A 19124-nucleotide genomic window follows, 5' to 3' on the forward strand; every position below is an offset into this window, starting at 1 on the left:
CATATAGACTAGGTAATTCTCGAGTCTCAAAATGTCCGCTAAGGTGAGGTGCAGAACGGGTGACCTAGGTCACTAGAGTAAGTCCTGGATCACTAAGGTGATCGTGTTGTGTGAGGAGTGGACCTGATGTTCATTGCGCCAGCCGCAGTGGTTCGAGCCACGACATCAGAAGACATGGCGGTATCCCGCGAACAAGCCAAAACATGGCGTTCTGAAGGCATGGGGATTCCCGACCGATTCCTCACGGACTACGCACTTGAAGACCTCGCTGCAACCGCCGAATCTCTAGGTAACGAGACCTTCGTGCGTACCATCGCCGCAGTGCAAGCCGCACGCAAGGGTGACTACGGGACCATCCCGAGCATCGAATCGGCCGAAGCGCTCTTCAAGCAGTTCCTTGCCGACGACAAGATCGACGGCTGGGTCTACGTGCAAGAAGAAGACGGATACCTGCACCCGTACCTGGTCGCCGACATCAAGTTTGAACACGCCGACATCTCTCGCGATGCACGCGTCAAGATCACGATGGAGGCTGACAGCCCGACGGTTCAGCGGCCTTCCAAGACGCCACGGCTTTTGCTCCTGGAAGACACCGCGATCGTAGGTAAAACCCCGGAGCAGGCGCTGACCGCCCAGGGTGCATTCCATGAGACCGAAGAGCTCAAGGCCGCCTATCAGAAGCGCCGCGACGTCTATCAGGACATCATCGACAACGGTTTCGCGCAGCAATTCATGTTCACCGGAACCGCGATCCGCACCGAAGACCACAAGTCGCCCAAGAACCGCACCAATCGCAAAGTGGTTCAGGACGTTAAGCCGGGTTCGATCGCGCCGCTGCGCACCGGAGCTCCATCAGTCCTCGCTGACAGCGCCGACGGCCAGGGCCTCGGTGAAGTTCCCGTCGTAACCGCCGTCGCGGTCTTCGACCTTGCCGCGCAAGACTACATCGACGTCAACGTCGGCGACCTCACCCCGTACGAATACGACGAAAACCTGCGAGACAAGCTGGTTCTGCCAGAAGAGCAAGTCGAGCTGCTCGACATCCTGACCTCCGACATCTCCGTGTTCACCGGAGACATCATCGAAGGCAAGTCTGCAGGCAACGTGATCCTCGCTCGCGGCCGGCCAGGCGTCGGTAAAACACTGACCGCGGAGGTCTACGCCGAAGTTTCGCACCGCCCGCTGTACTCGATCCATACCGGGACGCTCGGGATCAACCCCGAATCGATCCGGAAAAACCTCGAGACCGCATTCGAGCGTGCCAAGCGCTGGGACGCGGTGCTGTTGCTCGACGAAGCCGACGTCTTCGTACTGCAGCGCGGGCTTGAGCTTGAGCAGAACGCGATTGTCGCCGAGTTCCTGCGCACCCTCGAGTACTACGACGGCCTGCTCTTCCTCACGACCAACCGCGTGGATGGGGTCGACGAGGCCATCCTGGCTCGTTGCGCAGTCGTGATCGACTACGACCTGCCAAGCCGTGAAGACGCCCGCACCATCTGGGGCATGCTCGCAGACGGCCACGGCGCTGACCTCGGGGACGAGTTGCTCGAGACCCTCGTAGAAACGTTCCCTGAAGTCACCCCGCGCGACATCAAGATGATCCTCCGCCTCGCACTGCGCATCGCGGCATTCCGCAAGGACGAACCGAATCTCGAAGCGTTCATCACCGCGGCGAAATACCGGGGCATCCATCCTGCATAAGCCTTCCGTAGCGGCACCAGACCAGGCGCCGCATCGGGATATAACCTCAACCCAACCCAGAACGACCACAACTACTCAACCCATAAGGAGCAATCATGGCTACCCAGCACACCCAGGCATCTGAAGCCCGCGCTGCAGACTCCGGCGCACAGGCATCGGCCCGCTTCAAGGACCGTGCTGCTGCACACCGCGGCGATCAGCCAGTTGACCACGAGCGCGTTAGCCTGCTTGCCGGCAAGGCCATCAAGGCCCTGACCGACATCGTCTACGAAGAGAAGGTCTCCTACGACGAGTACAACGCCCTGAAGTCTTGGCTCATCAAGGTCGGCGAAGACGGCGAGTGGCCGCTGTTCCTCGACGTATGGATCGAGCACGCAGTTGAGGACGTAGCAACCGAGCACCGCGAAGGCTCCAAGGGCACCATCGAAGGCCCTTACTACGTCGAAGACTCGCCAGAGTACGAATGGGACGCCAAAATCCCGATGCGCGAAGACGAGCCGGGCACCCCGTTCCGTTTCAAGTCCAAGGTCACGGCTGTTGACGGCACGCCGCTCTCGAACGCCAAGATCGAGATGTGGCACGCCGACGAATACGGCCTGTACTCGCAGTTCGCTCCAGGCATCCCGGAGTGGAACCTGCGCGCAAGCTTCCTCGCTAACGAGGACGGCGAATTCGACATCAAGACGATCCGTCCTGCGCCATACCAGATCCCAACCGAAGGTGCATGCGGTCAGCTGATCGAGGCCGCTGGCTGGCACGCATGGCGTCCAGCACACATCCACGTCAAGGTCTCCGCGCCAGGCTACGAGCTGCTCACCGCGCAGCTCTACTTCCCAGGCGACGAGCACAACGACGACGACATCGCATCGGCAGTCAAGCCAGAGCTCATGCTCGACCCTAAGCCGGCAAGCGACGGCGAAGGCGAAGAGGTCCAGTACGACTTCGTCCTCGACCCAGAACGCTGATCCGTATACAGCGCTGATCTGTTGAGGCGTTGAGTAACGCCTCAGGATGAGATAGGCGAGTGGCCCCGACCATTACGGTCGGGGCCACGTCTGTTTAAGCGGTGGTCCAAGCGGAGGTGAGTTAAAGGTTGCCTTCACATCTTTTGCTCTCTTATACAGGTTGTTGTCCGGTTGATACATGGTGAGTTTGAAAAAGAATTTATTGTCTGTATTGATTCAGTATTTCTGACAATTCTTTTTCTAGGTTCGCGGCGTTCGTGCCGGATGTAACTCTGTGATTACAGAGATCGTGTTGGATCAATGCGTACTTCGAGTAAAGATATCCCCACTATTCGGGGAGTCAGATTCAGGTATTGTGCCTCAATTCATACAGTTGGATTAATTGCTAGCTTGGTCTCAATCGCACATTGTGTGACGTGCGTTACACCAGGAGGCAATACCGTGCAGTTTCATATTTCCGGATACTCAACAGGCGATCCGCTCGAGCTGCCTGCCGCAGGCTATGGCATCGACCGTCCAGATGAACTTCCAGACACGATGGACGTTCTGGTTGTCGGTTGCGGTCCGGCAGGTTCGATCGCAGCGGCCCAGCTCTCGCAGTTCCCAAATGTGAACACGCGGCTCATTGACCAGCGCCCACACCGCCTTGAACTCGCGAATGCAGACGGCGTTCACTCCCGCACCATGGAAACCTTCCAGGCGTTCGGTTTCGCTCACGAGATCTTCGCTGAAGCTCACGAGATCACCGACATGGCATTCTGGGTTCCGGACCCACAGAACCCAGAGAACATCATGCGGGAGGTCAGCACCGCGGAGCTCGGCCCTGAGTACAGCGAATGGCCGATGATGCTCATCACACAGGTTCGCATCATCGATCACTTCAACCGGTTCATGAAGAACTCGCCAACCCGCATGAAGCCTGACTACGGGTGGGAGTTCGTTGATCTCGAAGTTGCGCCAGAGTCAGCCAACGAGGAGTACCCGGTTACGGTCACCTTGCGCCGCAACGGTGGCCCAGAGGACGGCACGGAACGCCAGGTCAAAGCCAAGTACGTTGTGGGTGCCGACGGCGCGAAGAGTAAGGTGCGTAAATCGCTCGGCTACCGCCTCCGCGGCAACCAGGCCAACCACGCATGGGGTGTCATGGATGTTTTCGCTGACACCGACTTCCCAGATGTTCGCAAGAAGTGCACCATCAAGGGCAACTCGGGCCGTTCCATCCTGCTCATCCCACGCGAGGGCGGCTTCCTTGTGCGCTACTACGTCGACCTCGGTGAGGTCGCAGAGGACGACAACCATGCAGTGCGTGAGACCCCGCTGCAGACCGTGATCGACACCGCGAACGAGATCATGCACCCGTACAGCATTGACGTTAAGAATGTCGTATGGAACACGATCTACGAAGTCGGCCACCGCGTCTCAGACCACTTCGATGACCGCGACTCCGAATTCACCGAGGGCGCGCACCCTCGCGTATTCATCGCCGGCGACGCTTGCCACACCCACTCCGCAAAGGCGGGGCAGGGGATGAACGTTTCGATGCAGGACGGTTTCAACCTCGGTTGGAAGCTCGGCCACGTAGTTTCAGGCAACAGCCCACAAGAGTTGTTGCGGACCTACGCTGAAGAACGCAAAGACATCGCTCACCGCCTCATCGAATTCGATAAGCAGTGGTCTACGCTCATGGCGACCCCGGCCGATCAGCTACCGGACCCACAGACTGTGCGCCGCTTCTACAACCAGACAGCGGAGTTCAACGCAGGCTACCTCACCGAATACGAGCCTTCGATGCTCACCACGAGCGACGAACATCAGGAGCTGGCTGCAGGCTACCCGCTGGGTCGGCGCTTCCGTTCCGAAATGTGTGGCCGCGTGTGCGACCTGGTCCACACCCACATCGGGCACGAACATGCCGCTGATGGCCGCTACCGTGTCTATGTTTTCGCTGACTCGGAGATGCCAGGGGAATCTGAACGACTCAACGCCTGGGCAGACTGGTCGCAAGAGCACCTCGACTCGAGCCTGTTCGATGTCAAGGTCATCTTCCAACAGAACTATCGCGCATTCGACATGCGTCACGTGCACTCGGCGTTCAAACCGCGCGTGGGCGACTTCCAGTTGCTCAACATGGAGAACGCATGGGGAACCCTCGAAGACGTCGATATTTTCGAAACCCGAGGCATCTCACGCGAGGGCGCCGTAGTGGTGGTCCGCCCAGACCAGTATGTAGCCGGCGTGTTCCCGTTGGATCAGACGGCTGAGCTCGGAGAATTCTTGGGACGCACTTTCAACGACGTGAAAGCCAAGGCATCGTCCGTGAAGGCGTAGAAACAGCGCACGCCAGAGAGGGCGCCGCATCCACGCAAGGATGCGGCGCCCTCTCTGTTGCTGTCAGTCTGTTGATGCGTAGCGAGTGCTGTTTACAAGTCCACGCGGTAGCGGGCGAGTTTCTCTTCGTCGATCTCAGCGCCCACGCCCGGCATATCGCGGACCGCGATGCGCCCGTCAATAATCTCGATCGGATCAGCGAGCAGGTCGTCAGCCATGTCGAGGAAGTTAGACAGCTCGCCCGCACGCGCCGATGACGCCTTGTGTGCGGCGCCGAAGGTCACGGTCGCCAGGGAACCGACCTGGGTGTCGATCTGATTGCCCATCGTCACATCAACGCCGAGGCCCGTGCACAGCCCGAGAATCTCGGTCGCCTCAGTGAAACCGGAGCGCGCGGTCTTGATACAGATCGCGTTGCAACCGCCGGATAACAGTTCGCGCGAAGCGTCCCCGGCGGTCGGAACAGACTCATCGCCCACAATTGGAATACGCGAGTGGGTTACCAAGCGGCGGCGGCCCATCGCTTCTTTCGCGTCGTTCGGTTCTTCGAACAGAGTGATCGGGAGGTCCTCGATCTGCCGCAGAACATCCATCGCCTGGTTCGCGGTCCAGCCGCGGTTGGCGTCTAAGTAGATCTCGACGTCGTCGCCAAGGTGTTCAACGAGCGCGTGGCACGCCTCAACATCCTCGCTCACGGGCAGCCGGCCGACCTTGAGCTTGAACGTTGTGATGCCGTACTTCTCACCGAACATCTGAGCTTCCTCAACCAGCTCGGCGGCCGGCTTGAACCCGAGCATGTGGGAGACCCGCATCGAATCCGTGTAGCCACCCAAAAGCTTATGCACCGGCTGCTCGGTGATCTTGCCTGCGATGTCCCACAACGCGATATCGACCGCACCCTTGGCAACCTGGTTGTGGATCGTGCGGTGCATGATCGCACGCACCTTCTCGCGATCCATCGGGTTCAAACCAACGATTTCTGGTGCGAAAACCTCGTCGATAATCGACTTGATCGAATGCTGGGTTTCACCGTAGGTGTAAGGCCGTGGAGGGGCATCGGCAACGCCTGTGACGCCAGCATCAGTGTGGATGCGCACCAGCACGTGCTCGGCGTTGTGCACCTCGCCTGAGGCGAATTTCAGTGGTTTCACGTACGGGATGTTGTACGGGATCGCCTCGATGCCAGTGATTTTCACGGTGTCCTCCCACGGTCGGTAGGTTTTTAGCTCTTGTGTGTGCGGTTCCGGTCTGTCGTGTCCGGCTGCGGCAGTTTGGCCGCCGCGTCGATGGTGGTGGTAATGAAGTTTTCTGCGATAGGGGTCAGTGCGTCGCCCTTCCACGCGATGCCGAGGCTGACCGTGATGTCGGTCTGCAGTGGGCGCAGGACGATGGACTCCTGGAAGGGGTACTGTGCGGAATACGGAACGAACGCGACCCCGATGTTCGCTGCCACGAGCGCGTTGAGCGTGCTGGTCTCGGTTGCGGTTTGCACCACGCGCGGCCGGAATCCGTGTTCGCGGCACGCCTGATGCGCGAGCGAGGCTACGGCGGATTCGCGGGGATAGCTCACGACATCGATGTTCATGACGTCTTCGGGGCTCACTGGCCCGGTGTCTTCCGCGAGGGGATGGTTCCGGCTGATCGCCAACGCAAGCCGGGTATCCATGATGGGCTTGTAGTTCAGCTCATCGGATGAAATAGGCGGCCGCAGTACAGCCAGATCCATCCGGTTGTCGAGCAACGCTTGCTCCATGTGGGGAGTCAGCAATTCGCCGAAGACTTTGAGCCGTACCGATGGGTATCGATGGTGGGAGAGGCGGATTGCGGCCGGCATGAGTTCGTGGGTCGCGCTGCCTGTGAAGCCAACCCGAAGCACGCCTGCGGAGCCGGCACCGACATCGGTCACGTCACTTTGCGCAGACTCCACCGCGGAAAGGATCCCGGTTGCCCGCTCGAGGAGTAGTTCGCCGGCGGGGGTGAGGTCAACGCGGCGGGTTGTGCGTTCAAACAGCTGAGTTCCGAGTTCTTGTTCGAGCTGTTTGATCTGCGCTGAAAGCGGCGGCTGGGCAATGTGTAGTCGCTGGGCGGCGCGTCCGAAGTGCTTTTCTTCTGCAACTGCCACGAAGTACCGCAAATGGCGTAGTTCCATGGGTCCTCTCCGTTTCGTGCAGGCATTAATACTCGGTCTGATATTCGGGGCGCGTTAGACGCATCGCAACCGGACACCGAGTCCGGTGACGTATCTCACCTTAGATTCAGCGGGGCTGGATGTGAAAGACTTTTATGAGCCTTACTCATATGCCGCATATATCAATGCCTGTGGTTTAGATACTTCAGACTACGGTAAAGGGTGAATAGGCTGAAGCGTAGGCACACACATACGAAGGAGATCACGATGCTGTTTCTAGCCCGCATGGACGTTCACTTCCCGGAGAACATGGATCCGGACACGATGGCTGATTTCCAGAAGCGCGAGAAGGCCTACTCGTCTGACCTCCAGAACCGCGGCATCATGAAGGGTATCTGGCGTGTGGTCGGGGAGTACTCCAACTACTCGATGTATGACGTCGACGGCCACGATGAGCTCCACGCGATCTTCCAGGGATTCCCGATGTTCAAGTACATGGACGTCAAGGTGACTCCGCTGGCTACCCATCCGAACGCGACCAAGAGCGACTTCTTCGCGCCTGCCGCCGGGAACTGAGAACCGGAATAGTACAAGCTAAAACGCAGCGGCTTGAGAGACTCTGTTCTCTCAAGCCGCCGCGTTTATTGGTGCAGCTAACGTATGTGTGTAGCTGAATTAGAACGCTGGGATGACGGTTCCGTCTTTCCAGTTTTCTTCGATGAACTTCTTGACCTGATCGGAGTGCAACAGCTCGTCGAGCTTCTTGATGTTCTCGTCGTCCTTGTTGGCTTCACGCACAGTCAAGAGGTTGGCGTACGGGTTGTCTTCAGCCTTCTCGAGGAACAATCCGTCCTCGGACGGGGTCAGGCCGCCCTCGAGTGCGAAGTTGCCGTTGATGACTGCGCCGTCGAGGTCTTCCATGACGCGCGGAAGGGTAGCGGCATCGGCTTCAACGAACTGGAGATTCTTAGGGTTCTCAGCGACGTCGTGGATTGTCGCGGAGACGTCTTCAACGCCGTCCTTGATCTTGATGAGGCCAGCGTCCGCAAGGAGCTTGAGCGAGCGGCCCATGTTGGAAGGGTCGTTAGGGATAGCGATCTTGCCGCCGTCCTTGATCTCGTCAACACTCTTAGCCTTCGAGGAGTACAGCGCCAAAGGCTCGATGTGGATGCCCTTGAAGTGAGCGAGCTCGTAGCCCTTCTTGGAGATTTCTTCCTTGAGGTATGGCTCGTGCTGGAAGTAGTTGGCGTCGATGTCGCCGTCGTTGAGCGCCTGGTTAGGTAGCGCGTAGTCGGTGAACTCCTTGATCTCGAGATCAAGGCCAGCGTCCTTGGCGAGGTTATCATCAACGAACTTGAGGATCTTGGCCTGCGGGACCGGGGTAGCGCCGATCGTCAGGGTCGTGATGTCGCCGTCTTTCTTACCAACGCTGTCTTTGTCGTTGCCGCCCATGAGGCCGCATCCAGCGAGGCTGACGGTGACTGCTAGTGCGGCAGTGCCTGCCGCGAACTTACGCAAGAAGCGCATTGTTCTCCTTAGGGGTGAGTGTTCCTAGGTTGGTGTACCTGAGGACGATTCGGATTAGCGGTGGTTGACGCGGCGCGCGAGCCAGTCACCGAACATTTGAATAGCAATAACGATTGCGACGACGACGATGATGCACGCGAGCATCGTGTCCGTCTGGTATTGGCTGTAGCCATAGTTCATCGCGAGTGCACCCAGGCCTCCGCCACCGACTGCGCCGGCCATCGCCGTGTAGGAAACCAGCGTGACCGCGGTGACGGTCGCAGACGAAACGAGCGCGGGCAAGGCCTCGGGGATCATGACTTGGCGCACGATCTGCCCGTTCGTAGCTCCCATCATCTGCACGGCTTCGATCTTGCCTGTAGCCACTTCACGCATTGCGCTTTCAGCGAGCCGCGCAAAGAACGGGATCGCGCCCACGGCGAGCGGGACCACGGTCGCTTCCCACCCGATCGCTTTACCGACCATGAACCGCGTGAACGGGATCAACGCGATGATGAGGATGATGAACGGGATAGACCGGCCGAGGTCCACGATCGAGCTGATGATGCGGTGAATCACAGGGTTCGGGGCGAGCCCGCCCTTCGACGTCATCCATACCCAGATGCCCAACGGCAAGCCGAGCAGTACCGCAAACGCCGACGAGAACACGGTCATCAGGAGTGTCTCTTGGGTTGCTGGCCACAGCGAGTCGCGGATCACCGGGTTGTTGAACCAGGTTTCCTCGTCTGCAGCGAGAACCTGCCCAGGGACGGTGTGGAGGTGTGTAGCGAGCGTGTTCAGTTGGGTGATCATGCTGCTTCCTCGACGTAGATTCCGCGTTCGGACAGGGTACGAGCCAGTGCTCGGGTGGCTTGAGTATCGGTGCTGCGGATGCGCATACGGCCCACATCGAGGCCAGCGATGCGTTCCAACGTCGCGGCTTCAACCTCGACGATCGGGGTTCCGGCTTGCTGTGCAGCGTCGAATACCTCGGATGCTGACATGCCCGCGATGCTAATTTCCAGCATCGCGGTGTCGTCCTCGGCGTCGCGGATCGGCGCGGATGGCAACGGGATGAGCTCGCGCGCGAGCTTCGAGGAAGGATCCGAGAGCACATTGCGCAACGATGCGGTGTGCTGATTCCGGCCTTCAGCTAGCAGGGTCACGGAATCGCAGATCTCACGGACCACCGACATCTCGTGGGTGATGATCAAGACGGTGATGCCGAGGTCGTCGCGAAGGCGCTTGATGAGGGCCAGGATCTGGGCGGTCGTGGCTGAGTCGAGCGCCGACGTCGGCTCGTCACACAACAAAATCTTCGGTTCGGTCGCGAGCGCGCGTGCGATACCGACGCGCTGACGCTGCCCACCCGAAAGCTGAGCCGGATGGTTGTTTTCGCGACCATCTAGACCAACCAGGGTTACGAGTTCACGTGCCCGCTCCATCGCCTGCTTCTTCTTGACCCCAGCGATCAGCAGAGGGTGAGCGATATTCTCCAGCGCGGTCTTGGAATCCAACAGCTCGGCGTGCTGGAAGACCATCCCGATGGATCGGCGGGCTTGACGCAAGCGAGCGCCGGAATAAGCGGTGACGTCTTCGCCGTTGATTTCCACGGTCCCTGACGTCGGGGTCTCGAGTCCGGTAAGGCAACGAATCAGAGTGGACTTACCTGCGCCCGAACGTCCGACAATTCCGTGGATGAGGCCGGACTCAACGTGCAAATCGATGCCATCTAAAGCAGTTGTGCCTGCGAACTCTTTACGCAAGCCTTTCAACGTAATCATCGGACCCTCCCTTCAAAGTGACACTGGCCCTAGCGGCCGCGAATAAGTAATTCCAAGGTGTCTAGCGTACGCCTATTACCGTGCAACGACGGCCCACGCGCGCGTTAACCCGGGAACACAAACACTGACACAGTATGCGCATGATCAATAAAACACATGCGTATTGTGTTACAGAACATGTCAAGAATGGGGCCAGAACCGGGCGAATCGTGGCAGGGATCACCCTGAGATGATCATTCGAGGAGTGTTTCTAGGGCTGCGTAGGAGCGACCTGCGCCCGACCTCATTCCTGAGAGGCGAACTGGGTTCGGTACAGCTCGGCGTAACGTCCGCCCTGAGCTAGAAGCTCATCGTGGTTGCCTCGTTCGACGATCCGGCCGCCCTCAACCACAAGGATCGCGTCCGCCGCACGGATCGTAGACAAACGGTGCGCAATCACGAGGGCAGTGCGGCCAGCCATCGCTTCCGATAGCGCGTTCTGGACCGAGGCCTCATTCGTGGAATCCAAAGCGGATGTTGCCTCATCCAAGACGACCACAGCCGGAGCAGCCAGAAGCAACCGTGCAATCGTGAGTCTCTGCCGCTCGCCACCAGACAATCGATAGCCGCGCTCACCGATCACCGTATCCAGGCCATCGGGCAGTGCCTCAATCACAGGCTTGAGCCGTGCACGCTCCAGCGCAGACCACAGTTGCTCATCCGTCGCGTTTGGCGACGCGATCGCGAGGTTATCGCGGATCGATTCATGGAACAGGTGCCCATCTTGGGTCACGACGCCGATCATGTGTTTGAGCGAATCGAAGCTCACGTCACGCACATCGACATCGTTGAGCATGATGCTGCCTTCCGTCGCGTCATACAGCCGCGGTAGAAGCGACGCGATCGTGGACTTGCCAGCGCCGCTCGAACCAACCAAAGCGACAGTCTGGCCCGCCTCAATCGTGAAATCGATCCCGTGCAAAACCTCGGAACTGTCGCGCTGATCCAGCACCGCGACATCCTCGAGCGAGGCCAGCGAAACCTGTTCGGCCGTCGGGTAGGCAAACCGCACCTCGTTGAACGAAACCTTGACTGGGCCGGGACCCAACGCGACCGCATTCGGCTTCTCCTTGATCAGCGGATCCAGGTCCAAAACCTCGAAAACCCGCTCGAACGAGACGATCGCGCTCATGATGTCCATGCGGGCGTTCGCGAGCATCGTCAACGGCGCATACAAGCGCGTCAACAGCATCGCGAGCGTCACCACTTCACCCGCATTGAGGTGCCCCAGTACCGCCTGGACACCACCCACGCCATACACGAGCGCCAAAGCCAACGCTGAAACCAGTGTGAGAGCCTGCACGAACGTCGTCTGCAACATCGCGGTCTTGATGCCGATGTCCCGCACCCGGCCGGCACGATCGGAAAAGGCCTGCGATTCCGCGCCAGGCACACCGAACAGCTTGACCAGGGTCGCTCCACCCGCGGAGAACCGCTCCGTCATACGTGTAGACATCGCCGCGTTGTAGTTTGCAGCTTCGCGTTGAAGCGCGGCCAAACGGCCGCCCAGAAGGCGCGCGGGGATCAAGAACACCGGCAACAGCAAGATAGAAAACAGCGTGACCTGCCACGAAATCGTGACCATGACACCCACGGTGAGTGCGAGCGAAACGATGTTCGCAACCACCCCGGAAAGCGTGTTCGAAAAGGCTCGCTGAGCGCTGATGACGTCGTTATTCAGGCGTGAAACCAGAGCGCCCGTACGGGTGCGGTTGAAGAACGCGATGGGCATCGTCTGAACGTGATCAAACACTGTGGTCCGCAGATCGTAGATCAAGCCTTCGCCGAGCTTCGCAGAGAAGTAGCGGTTCAGCAGGCTGAAGCCGGCATCGGCGAGCGCGAGTGCTGCGATCGCGATAGCGAGCCAAATGATTGTTTCGACCGGACCCCCGGACGTGATCGCGTTGACGACATCACCCGCGAGGACCGGAGTGATGACCCCGATCACCGAAATCACAACAGAGATACCAAGGAACAAAAACAGCATCGTTTTGCGTTTGGATGCGAAGCCCCAGATGCGCTTGAGCGTCCCCTTGGAGATCTTCCCGTGGTCTTTGGTTCGCTGTCCTGCCATGGTGCGGTGCAGAACCATCCGCGGTGAAAACTGACTCATCGACATCCTCCTTGGGACGCATCATGTACGCCGCGCTGTCAATAGCGCGCTGAGAACGATGCGGCAGGCCGATGCGTACGGTGTTCGTACGCATCGGCCTGCCGTAAGGCGGTGGGTTGCGGGCCACCGCTTGAGTTTATTTGCGCCGGAAAAGCCCCGGTAGCGTCGTCAACCGTCCGCGGATGGTTGCGGCGCGGCGCAGGATTTCGCTGCGGGTTGACGGTGGCGCTTGCTCAGCGGCCTGGCGTGACTGAGCCTCTGCAAGGATGACGGCGAACAGCGCCGCGATCTCCTCATCGGTGGCTTCGCCACGCACCACCCGAAGGTCAGCCGGCTGCGGAGCCGACGTGGTTTGTGGTGCCCAGGAAAAATCTTGCGTGGTGCTCACAGTGGAATGTTCCCATGCTTACGGTCAGGGTTGGTTGCATGCTTATCGCGGGTTGCGCGCAGGCCCTTGACAATCTGAACGCGGGTCTCGCTCGGGGCGATCACCGCATCGACATAACCGAGCTCAGCGGCCTGGTACGGGTTGAGAAGCTCGGCTTCGTACGCGTCGATGAGCTCGGTGCGGCGAGCCTCGACGTCGCCGCCTTCCTGCTCAACGGCTGCCAGGTCACGGCGATACAGGATGTTGACAGCACCCTGCGCGCCCATCACGCCGATCTGCGCGGTAGGCCAGGCCAGGTTGATGTCAGCGCCGAGCTTCTTGGAGCCCATCACGATGTAGGCGCCGCCGAAAGCCTTACGGGTGATGACCGTGATCTTAGGGACGGTCGCCTCGGCGTACGCGTACAGTAGCTTTGCGCCGCGGCGGATGATGCCCTGGTCTTCCTGATCCTTGCCTGGCAGGAAGCCAGGCACGTCGACGAACGTGAGGACCGGAATGTTGAACGCGTCGCAGTGGCGCACGAAACGCGCGGCCTTCTCGGAGGCTGCGATGTCGAGGGTTCCCGCGAACTGCATCGGCTGGTTCGCAACGATGCCCACGGTGGAGCCTTCAACGCGGCCATAACCGATCATGACGTTCGGAGCGTAGAGCGCCTGCATCTCGAAGAACTCGCCGTCATCGAGCACACCCTCGATGACCTGACGCATGTCGTAAGGCTGCGAGGCCGAGTCCGGGATCAGCGTGTCGAGGGCTTCGTCGTCCTCAGTAACCTCGAGCTCAGGTTCGTCGGCGTAGAGCGTCGGCGGGGAGGCGAGGTTGTTGCTTGGCAAATAGGAGAGCAGTTCGCGCACGAAGTCGAGCGCGTCGTCCTCATCCTCCGCAAGGTACGTGGACGTACCTGTTTCAGCGTTGTGGTGGCGAGCACCACCGAGGGTTTCCATGTCCACGTCTTCGCCCGTGACAGCCTTGATGACGTCCGGGCCGGTAATGAACATGTGGGACGTCTTGTCCACCATGATGACGTAGTCCGTCAGGGCAGGGGAGTATGCGGCGCCGCCAGCCGACGGGCCCATGATCACAGAGATCTGAGGGATGACGCCCGATGCGTGCACGTTATTGCGGAAGATGTCAGCGAACATCGCAAGGGAGGCGACACCCTCCTGGATGCGGGCGCCACCGCCGTCGAGCAGGCCGATAACCGGCATGCCGTTACGCAGAGCGAATTCCTGAACCTTGACGATCTTCTCGCCGTTGACGTTGGAGAGCGAGCCGCCGAAGACCGTGAAGTCCTGCGAGTAGATCGCGACCGGACGGCCGTCTACGGTTCCGTAGCCAGACACGAGGCCGTCGCCGAGCGGGTGCTTCTTCTCCATCCCGAAGGCTGTGGTGCGGTGCTTAGCCAGCGCATCGAACTCAACGAAGGAGCCTGGATCCAAGAACATGTCGATGCGTTCGCGGGCGGTGTTCTTGCCGCGGCTATGTTGCCGCTCAACCGCGGCCTCGCCACCAGGGTTGATGGTCTCAGTCATGCGGCGATGGAAGTCCTCGAGCTTACCGGCGGTCGTTGTGAGATCCAGCTCATCCTGCGGATCAGACGGCTGTGCGGTCATCGCTTGCGAACTCTCCTTCGTTTTGGTGGAAACCTCTCAAAAAGAAAGGCATCTCGCCCATTCTACGGGGTATTTGCCCTTAAGCATTTGTGGGAGTCCTACAAAAACAGGGTAGAAAGCCCGGTCTGTGTCGACGGAATCGTCGATGGCGAGTCGCTCGGACACGTCGGTGACAACTAGTTACTCTCCGGTCACTTGGGCAATGTAACCTGGATCACAATGAATCATGTTGGATGCTGAACACCGCCTCAGCGCCCAACGCCATCTCAGCAACGAACACAACGCTGCACCGTTTGTGACCGCACCAGGAGGTACACGTGAGCAACCCAACCGCGACCCTCAAAGGCAAAACCATCCTCATGTCCGGAGGATCCCGAGGCATCGGCCTCGCGATCGCTCTTCGCGCTGCCCGCGACGGCGCGAACATCGCGATTCTCGCAAAAACGGCCGAGCCGCACGCGCACCTTGAAGGCACCGTGCACACCGCAGTCCAAGAGATCAACGACGCCGGCGGCCGCGGCCTCGCAATCGTCGGTGACGTGCGCAACGACGATGACATCCAGCACGCGGTCGACGCAACAGTAGAAGAGTTTGGCGGCATCGACATCGTGATTAACAACGCCTCCGCGATCAACCTCAGCCCAACGCCGGCGCTCGACATGAAGCGCTTCGACCTCATGCACCAAATCAACATGCGCGGAGCCTTCGCACTACCGAAAACCGCGTACCCGCACCTCAAGAAGGCCGAGAACCCTCACATCCTCACGCTCTCGCCTCCGTTGAACCTCGACCCCAAATGGGCCGGCGCACACCTCGGCTACACGATGGCTAAATACGGGATGAGCATGACCACGCTCGGCTTCGCGGCAGAATTCGCGGCAGACGGGATCGCAGCGAACTCACTGTGGCCGGCGTCGCTCATCCACACCGCCGCGATCGAAAATCTCCCCGGCGGCGAAGCCATGCTTTCCGGCGCACGCACCCCAGACATCGTCGCCGACGCCGCACACCACATGCTGACCCAGCCATCACGCACCTTCACCGGCCAATTCCTGACCGACGAAGAAGCGCTCGCCGACGCCGGCGTCACCGACCTCAGCGGCTACGCCATCAACCCCGACCACCCGCTCACCGCCGACATCTTCCTGACACAAGACCGCATGCCGAAAGGATCGATCTCGCCGATCCCAGGGGAGTGACATCGCTCATCTCAGGGGAGTGAGACGCCACGGCGCGATATGTTGATCAAGGTATGTTCTTAGAGGCATCCGACGTCAGATATCAACACAAGTAAAGGCTGACATGCACACCCCAGAGCGACTTGAAGCCGACATCATCACCGCCAACGCGCACGCCGAATGGGCGGCGCTGCACGGTTCTGAACGCACATCCGTATGGCCGCGGCTTATCGTCAAGGACCACACCGAGTCCACGAACGATGACGCGATCGCTCTGCTATCCAGCGGTGAGCTGGGCGGGCCGGACATGCCCGATGCGACCGGAACGTTGATCGTCACGCTTGATCAACGCTCGGGTAAAGGCCGGCTGGGCCGCGCGTGGGAAGCTCCCGCGGGTTCAGGGCTCGCGATGACGCTGGTGATTCAGGCGCCGTCGAGCGTCCCGACCGAATCGCTCGCGATGGCGTCGACGCTCGTAGGGCTCGTGTGGCGGGACGTTCTCGCGGCGTCCACGGCCTCCGATGTGGGCCTCAAGTGGCCTAACGATGTTCTGGTGGACGGCGAGAAAGTCGCAGGGATTCTCGCGCAGGTTGCACCTTCGTCGCCAGGGCCGCGTGGCGCGGCCGCTAGCGCGGACGGTGGCAAGACGGGGATCGACAAGACGGGGTTGGCCGATAAGACTGGTTTGGCCGATAAGGCGGGCGTTGCCAACAAGGCTGGCGTCGCTGACAAGACCGGCGTGGGTGATAAGACCGGCGTCAAAAACGGCATTGACAAGACCGGCACCGCAACTGGGGAACCTACCAATGTGACGCGCGCTGGGGGCCTCAATCTCGTCGTCGGCATTGGAACTAACCTGACCCAAACCAAAGACGAACTACCGGTGCCAACCGCGACCTCGCTCGCGCTTCACAACTGCATGACCGACGTTCATCGCCTCATCTCGGCGTTCTGGACCCGCGTGCTCGCAGTGCTCTCCGAATGGCTGCCGGCAGGCGGACCTCTCGACCAGCCGCTGGGTTCGCTCGGCTGCGCAAGCCTCATCGACGCAACCCGCAAACACTGCGCAACCATCGGAGTGGATGTGCGCGTCCACCTGCCCCAAGACGTCGAAATCACAGGCGTAGCGCGTGACGTCGACGAATACGGGCACCTCATCGTCGAAGACAGCGCGGGCAAGCGGCACCAGATCTCTGCGGGCGACGTCATCCACGTCCGCCGCAGCGATGGTCACTATGCCTAACAGCCGATAACGGCTCACCTGAGTGGAAGAGTAAGAATGGTCCCGCGGAAACTGCTGCACCCCGGCGAAGAGGTTGTGATCCGAACTCGTCGGCACCCACGTGCGCTGCGCTCCGTGGGGTGGGTTGTGGTGATTGTGACGGTCATCGCCGCGATGCTGGGCGGATTCGCGTGGCGGATTGCGGAGCTCGGTGACCCGTGGACGTGGATCTCCCGAGTAGCGGTCGTGCTCGTGGCTGTGGCGTGGGGCTTGGCTGTGCTGCGCTGGGTTCTCAGGCCGCTCTGGATGTGGGTCACGACCCACATCACCCTCACTAACCAGCGTTTCTTTATTCAGCGGGGGCGCACGGTTCAGCATATTCCCGTCCACCAGGTCACCGGGGTGTGGTTCAAGCCGGTGGATCGCGAGCAGCGCTCGCCGGGGGTTTTGGTCTTGGCAGCTAACGGCCGTGAAGCGACGTTCCGTAACGTTCCGGACGTCGCCCGGGTTGCGGGGTGCCTCCGGCGCGAAGCTGCGGCTGCGCAGAGGCATATGGTCATGGTGCCGTACGGCATATGAATCGTGGTGCCGTTCGGCATGTGAGCAGTTGACCGCATCGTGGACATGACGTGATCTTTGGCACATTTTTCGATGCAAGGTGTAAGAATAGAGGGGGTATGTTCTGCCCCAGCCTCCGCATACACAACAGCAAACTATCTCTACGGGAAGGACGGTGCTGACAGTGAGTCACGAGAACCCATCTGATCGCACCGAAAACCCCGAAGAGTATGCGGCGCTGAGCCCGGTCCCGCCGCCGTCGTTGAGACCTGTTACCGCGGAAATGAGTAGCGTCGCTCCGGAAGTATCAGATGCCGGCGAGCATGCCGAAGGCGGAGACAAACATACTGCGACGGCACAGATGCCGGCCGTAGAAATGCCAGTCGTTTCGGGGCACGTGCCTGTGGCCCAGACCAAGCCGAGCGAACCGGCGATGCCGGTGAGCGCGTCGAACCCAACTGCATGGGAAGCACTCGATACCCACGCCATCGGGGCCGTCCCTGAGCTTGGCCCGATCACGACGTCGATGCCGGTCTTGGAGACCAAAACCGAGACCGAGGACGAGGTGCGGGCCGCGGCTCAGCGGCTTGAGATGCGGTTACGGGGTTCGGCACGCACGATGCGCCGCCGCGAGATTGCGGCACACGTCGGGGTTTCGCTGCACTCCGCGCGCAAACTGTGGCGTGCTTTGGGGTTGCCGCGGGTTTCGGACGATCAGGTCGCGTTTACGATGCGGGATCAGCGCGCGCTCGAAACGATGGTCGATCAGGTCCGTCAGAAGCGTTTGTCTGAGGACGCGATGCTCTCGATCGCGCGTTCGATTGGTCAGCTCACGGACCGCATGGCGATTTGGCAGATCGAGGCGCTTGTTGAGGACCTCGTGGCCACTCACGGGATGAGCGATCTTGAAGCGCGCCGGCAGGTTGTTTTGCTGTTGGACGAGATGTTGGATCCGTTGTTGAAAATGGTCAACTATTCGTATCAGCGCAACCTCGCGGCAGCGATTCACCGGCAGGTTTTGCGCGCTGAGTCGGGTTTGCGTTCCTCGAATGAGTACCGGACGGGTACGGAGGACGATGCGGCGCTTCCGTTGGCGCGGGCGGTCGGCTTTGCTGACATGGTGTCTTTCACGTCGCTTTCTCGCGGCATGGATGCGCGGCGCTTGGCTCGGTTGGTTCAGAACTTTGAGTCGCGGTGCGCAGCGATCATTTCGACTGGTGGTGGCCGGTTGGTCAAGACCATTGGCGATGAGGTTCTCTACGTTGCGGAGACGCCGCAGGCTGGCGCTCGGATCGCGTTGACGCTGGCGCGGGCCTTCAGCCCGGAAGAGGATATGCCTGAGGTCCGTGTGGGCTTGGTGTGGGGCCGTATCTTGTCGCGTTTGGGCGACATTTATGGTGCGACGGTGAACATGGCCGCACGGTTGACGTCGATGGCCGAGCCTGGCCAGGTTTTGATCGATCCGCTGACGAGCCAGGTTTTGGCCGGCGACGAGCGGTTTGAGATTGAGCAGTTGCCCCCAGTTGAGCTGCAGGGCTTCGGCTCGGTGACTCCGTCTGAGATGTCGCCGGGGCCTGACGCAATCTTGCCGGTCGACTGAAGTT

At 60.2% G+C, this 19124-nt stretch carries 16 protein-coding genes; 8 read left to right on the top strand and 8 right to left on the bottom strand.

Annotated elements, in window-relative coordinates; genetic code table 11:
- Positions 1 to 126: 126 nt before the first annotated feature.
- The 3 genes from JOD50_RS06820 to JOD50_RS06830 all read left to right on the top strand — a co-directional run bounded on the left by JOD50_RS06820 (position 127) and on the right by JOD50_RS06830 (position 4994).
- Positions 127 to 1701, top strand: coding sequence for an AAA family ATPase (locus JOD50_RS06820; RefSeq protein ID WP_204880917.1), 1575 nt, complete (start codon positions 127 to 129; stop codon positions 1699 to 1701).
- 95 nt (positions 1702 to 1796) lie between these two features.
- Positions 1797 to 2666 (top strand): catechol 1,2-dioxygenase, encoded by an 870-nt coding sequence (gene catA, locus JOD50_RS06825; protein WP_204880918.1) that lies wholly within the window; start codon positions 1797 to 1799, stop codon positions 2664 to 2666.
- Between the two features lie 441 nt (positions 2667 to 3107).
- Complete coding sequence (locus tag JOD50_RS06830) at positions 3108 to 4994, top strand: FAD-dependent monooxygenase (protein WP_204880919.1); 1887 nt, start codon at positions 3108 to 3110, stop codon at positions 4992 to 4994.
- A 92-nt stretch (positions 4995 to 5086) separates the two neighbouring features.
- On the opposite strand, the gene JOD50_RS06835 is transcribed toward JOD50_RS06830, so the two are convergent.
- Entirely contained in the window at positions 5087 to 6190 is a 1104-nt protein-coding gene (locus JOD50_RS06835; protein ID WP_204880920.1) for an enolase C-terminal domain-like protein, read from the bottom strand.
- 26 nt (positions 6191 to 6216) lie between these two features.
- Positions 6217 to 7143: a LysR family transcriptional regulator gene (locus tag JOD50_RS06840; RefSeq protein ID WP_239541551.1), complete on the bottom strand. Its 927-nt coding sequence runs from the start codon at positions 7141 to 7143 to the stop codon at positions 6217 to 6219.
- A gap of 246 nt (positions 7144 to 7389) precedes the next feature.
- Here JOD50_RS06840 and catC point away from each other — a divergent pair, with 246 nt between their 5' ends.
- Complete coding sequence (gene catC, locus JOD50_RS06845) at positions 7390 to 7698, top strand: muconolactone Delta-isomerase (protein WP_204880921.1); 309 nt, start codon at positions 7390 to 7392, stop codon at positions 7696 to 7698.
- A 99-nt stretch (positions 7699 to 7797) separates the two neighbouring features.
- Here the strand turns inward: catC and JOD50_RS06850 are convergent, their stop codons facing one another.
- From JOD50_RS06850 to JOD50_RS06875, 6 genes are all read right to left on the bottom strand, one after another.
- Positions 7798 to 8649, bottom strand: a complete 852-nt coding sequence (locus JOD50_RS06850; protein ID WP_204880922.1) for a MetQ/NlpA family ABC transporter substrate-binding protein — start codon at positions 8647 to 8649, stop codon at positions 7798 to 7800.
- 54 nt (positions 8650 to 8703) lie between these two features.
- A complete protein-coding gene (locus JOD50_RS06855; RefSeq protein WP_204880923.1) occupies positions 8704 to 9441 on the bottom strand; it encodes a methionine ABC transporter permease in 738 nt (245 codons plus the stop codon).
- Positions 9438 to 10412, bottom strand: coding sequence for a methionine ABC transporter ATP-binding protein (locus JOD50_RS06860; RefSeq protein ID WP_204880924.1), 975 nt, complete (start codon positions 10410 to 10412; stop codon positions 9438 to 9440). The genes JOD50_RS06855 and JOD50_RS06860 overlap by 4 nt, the downstream gene beginning before the upstream one ends.
- A gap of 283 nt (positions 10413 to 10695) precedes the next feature.
- Complete coding sequence (locus JOD50_RS06865) at positions 10696 to 12564, bottom strand: ABC transporter ATP-binding protein (protein WP_204880925.1); 1869 nt, start codon at positions 12562 to 12564, stop codon at positions 10696 to 10698.
- Positions 12565 to 12700: 136 nt separating this feature from the next.
- On the bottom strand, positions 12701 to 12952 hold the full coding sequence (locus JOD50_RS10450; RefSeq protein ID WP_204880926.1) for an acyl-CoA carboxylase subunit epsilon: 252 nt from the start codon (positions 12950 to 12952) through the stop codon (positions 12701 to 12703).
- Positions 12949 to 14562, bottom strand: coding sequence for an acyl-CoA carboxylase subunit beta (locus JOD50_RS06875; RefSeq protein ID WP_204880927.1), 1614 nt, complete (start codon positions 14560 to 14562; stop codon positions 12949 to 12951). Before JOD50_RS06875 ends, JOD50_RS10450 begins: the two co-directional genes overlap by 4 nt.
- A gap of 317 nt (positions 14563 to 14879) precedes the next feature.
- Between JOD50_RS06875 and JOD50_RS06880 the strand changes: the two genes are divergently transcribed.
- The 4 genes from JOD50_RS06880 to JOD50_RS06895 all read left to right on the top strand — a co-directional run bounded on the left by JOD50_RS06880 (position 14880) and on the right by JOD50_RS06895 (position 19120).
- Positions 14880 to 15761 (top strand): SDR family oxidoreductase, encoded by an 882-nt coding sequence (locus tag JOD50_RS06880; protein ID WP_338052053.1) that lies wholly within the window; start codon positions 14880 to 14882, stop codon positions 15759 to 15761.
- 103 nt (positions 15762 to 15864) lie between these two features.
- Positions 15865 to 16983, top strand: coding sequence for a biotin--[acetyl-CoA-carboxylase] ligase (locus JOD50_RS06885; RefSeq protein ID WP_204880928.1), 1119 nt, complete (start codon positions 15865 to 15867; stop codon positions 16981 to 16983).
- A gap of 36 nt (positions 16984 to 17019) precedes the next feature.
- Entirely contained in the window at positions 17020 to 17541 is a 522-nt protein-coding gene (locus JOD50_RS06890) for a hypothetical protein (RefSeq protein ID WP_204880929.1), read from the top strand.
- Positions 17542 to 17704: 163 nt separating this feature from the next.
- Positions 17705 to 19120, top strand: coding sequence for an adenylate/guanylate cyclase domain-containing protein (locus tag JOD50_RS06895; RefSeq protein WP_338052054.1), 1416 nt, complete (start codon positions 17705 to 17707; stop codon positions 19118 to 19120).
- The last annotated feature ends 4 nt before the right edge of the window (positions 19121 to 19124 follow it).

Source organism: Pseudoglutamicibacter cumminsii (assembly GCF_016907775.1).
Taxonomy (GTDB): Bacteria; Actinomycetota; Actinomycetes; order Actinomycetales; family Micrococcaceae; genus Pseudoglutamicibacter; species Pseudoglutamicibacter cumminsii.

What these genes read in the sequence shown, in the direction of transcription:
- JOD50_RS06875 (WP_204880927.1), bottom strand. Translation starts at nt 14,562, where the DNA reads ATGACCGCACAGCCGTCTGATCCGCAGGATGAGCTGGATCTCACAACG.
- JOD50_RS06820 (WP_204880917.1), top strand. Translation starts at nt 127, where the DNA reads ATGTTCATTGCGCCAGCCGCAGTGGTTCGAGCCACGACATCAGAAGAC.
- catA (WP_204880918.1), top strand. Translation starts at nt 1,797, where the DNA reads ATGGCTACCCAGCACACCCAGGCATCTGAAGCCCGCGCTGCAGACTCC.
- JOD50_RS06860 (WP_204880924.1), bottom strand. Translation starts at nt 10,412, where the DNA reads ATGATTACGTTGAAAGGCTTGCGTAAAGAGTTCGCAGGCACAACTGCT.
- JOD50_RS06840 (WP_239541551.1), bottom strand. Translation starts at nt 7,143, where the DNA reads ATGGAACTACGCCATTTGCGGTACTTCGTGGCAGTTGCAGAAGAAAAG.
- JOD50_RS06865 (WP_204880925.1), bottom strand. Translation starts at nt 12,564, where the DNA reads ATGAGTCAGTTTTCACCGCGGATGGTTCTGCACCGCACCATGGCAGGA.
- catC (WP_204880921.1), top strand. Translation starts at nt 7,390, where the DNA reads ATGCTGTTTCTAGCCCGCATGGACGTTCACTTCCCGGAGAACATGGAT.
- JOD50_RS06890 (WP_204880929.1), top strand. Translation starts at nt 17,020, where the DNA reads ATGGTCCCGCGGAAACTGCTGCACCCCGGCGAAGAGGTTGTGATCCGA.
- JOD50_RS06885 (WP_204880928.1), top strand. Translation starts at nt 15,865, where the DNA reads ATGCACACCCCAGAGCGACTTGAAGCCGACATCATCACCGCCAACGCG.
- JOD50_RS06850 (WP_204880922.1), bottom strand. Translation starts at nt 8,649, where the DNA reads ATGCGCTTCTTGCGTAAGTTCGCGGCAGGCACTGCCGCACTAGCAGTC.
- JOD50_RS06855 (WP_204880923.1), bottom strand. Translation starts at nt 9,441, where the DNA reads ATGATCACCCAACTGAACACGCTCGCTACACACCTCCACACCGTCCCT.